The following is a 1,593-nucleotide window of genomic DNA, read 5'->3' as shown; positions in this document are numbered from 1 at the left end:
AGGACATGTTCGCCGAGCACGACCGCTTCGGACGCGAGCTCGCCGCTCGCGGCCACACGATCACCGGCGGCGCCGAGCTGCACTCGTCGAAGGAGGCCCGCACCATCCGGCCCGGCGGGACCGTCGTCACCGAAGGCCCCTACGCCGAGACCAGCGAGATGGTCGGCGGCTACTACGTCGTGGTGTCCGATGACCTCGACGACCTCGTCGAGTGCTGCCAGATCCTGGCAGCGACCGGGGAGGCGGTCGAGGTACGCCGCACGGTGGTCCACTCCGAGCAGCCTGCGTGAGGCGCACCGTCCAGTGACACCTGACGCGCTCGCGACCACCGTGAGCGAGGAGTGGGGCCGGCTGACGGCCCTGCTCCTCGCGCGCTATCGGCGCCTCGACCTGGTCGAGGACGCCCTGGGCGACGCGGTCGAGGCGGCCGCCCGCACCTGGCCGACCGACGGCGTCCCGGACAGACCTGCGGCGTGGCTGCACACCACCGCCAGCCGCCGAATCCTCGACCGGCTGCGCACCGAGGCCACGGCGCAGCGGGCCGAGCCGCTGCTCGTGGTCGAGAGCGCTCGCCGGGAAGGAGGTCGCGTGATGGCCGATCCCGGCGCGCTGGTCGAGGACGACGTGCTGCGGCTCGTGCTGATGTGCACACATCCGTCGCTTGCTCCCGAGGCTGCGAGCGCCCTCGCTCTCCGGCTCGTCCTGGGCGTGCCGACGCCGGACATCGCGCGGCTGTTCCTGGTGCCGGAACCGACGATGGCGGCGCGTATCACCCGTGCGAAGAAGAAGATCGTCGCTGCCGACATCCCCTTCGGCGTGCCCGATGCGTCCGTGCTGCCCGACCGGCTCGACTCTGTCGCCCAGACGGCCTACCTCGCGTTCACGGCCGGCTACTCCCCCGGCACCGGCACCGACCTGCTCCGAGCCGAGCTGTCCGGCCAGACGATCGGGTTGGTCCGCGTCGTACTCGCACTCCGCCCCTCCGAGCCCGTCCTGATGGCGCTGCTGGCACTGATGCTCTTCCAGCACTCGCGCCGCGATGCGCGGGTCCGCGACGGACGGCTCGTGCTGCTCTCCGACCAGGACCGCACGCTGTGGCACCACGACGAGATTGCCGAGGCACAACGACTCGTCGACGCGGAGGTGCTGCGCGGCCCGATCACGGTGCAGGCTGCGGCTTACGCGCTGCAGGCTCGCATTGCCGCTGAGCACGCGCTGGCCACCTCGTCGGCCGCGACCGACTGGGAGCGGGTCGTCGGGCTGTACTACGTCCTGCTCGACGTCGCGCCGACGCCGAGCGCGCGCCTGGCCCGGTCGGTCGCCGTGGCCGAGGCACGCGGACCAGCCGCGGGTCTCGCAGCGCTGGAGGGCATCGAGATCGCGTCGACGCACAGACTCGCCGCCGTACGAGCCGAGCTGCTCGCACGTTCCGGAGATCTCGACGCCGCGCGGGCGGCCTACGACCAGGCAATCGCCGCGTGTCTCAACGACGTCGAGCGCGCGCACCTCGTCGCCCAGCGCGACGCGCGCTAGTTGTAGTTCCCCGACAGGTTGTGGACACCAAGGCCTAGACGAATAGCGAGGACCTCCAGT

Annotated in this window: 2 protein-coding genes; both read left to right on the top strand. The window is 71.7% G+C overall.

The window, feature by feature from the left end:
- Positions 1–290, top strand: a 290-nt coding sequence (locus RMO85_RS03650) for a YciI family protein (RefSeq protein ID WP_310526527.1), incomplete at its 5' end; no start/stop codon positions are given.
- Positions 291–303: 13 nt separating this feature from the next.
- Complete coding sequence (locus RMO85_RS03645; RefSeq protein WP_310526526.1) at positions 304–1,533, top strand: DUF6596 domain-containing protein; 1,230 nt, start codon at positions 304–306, stop codon at positions 1,531–1,533.
- The last annotated feature ends 60 nt before the right edge of the window (positions 1,534–1,593 follow it).

Origin of the sequence: Nocardioides sp. (genome assembly GCF_031422975.1) — a bacterium.
In the GTDB taxonomy this organism is placed as follows: Bacteria; Actinomycetota; Actinomycetes; order Propionibacteriales; family Nocardioidaceae; genus Nocardioides.
The sequence above is the reverse complement of the archived record's forward strand: the minus strand, read 5'-3'. Positions and strand labels throughout refer to the sequence as shown.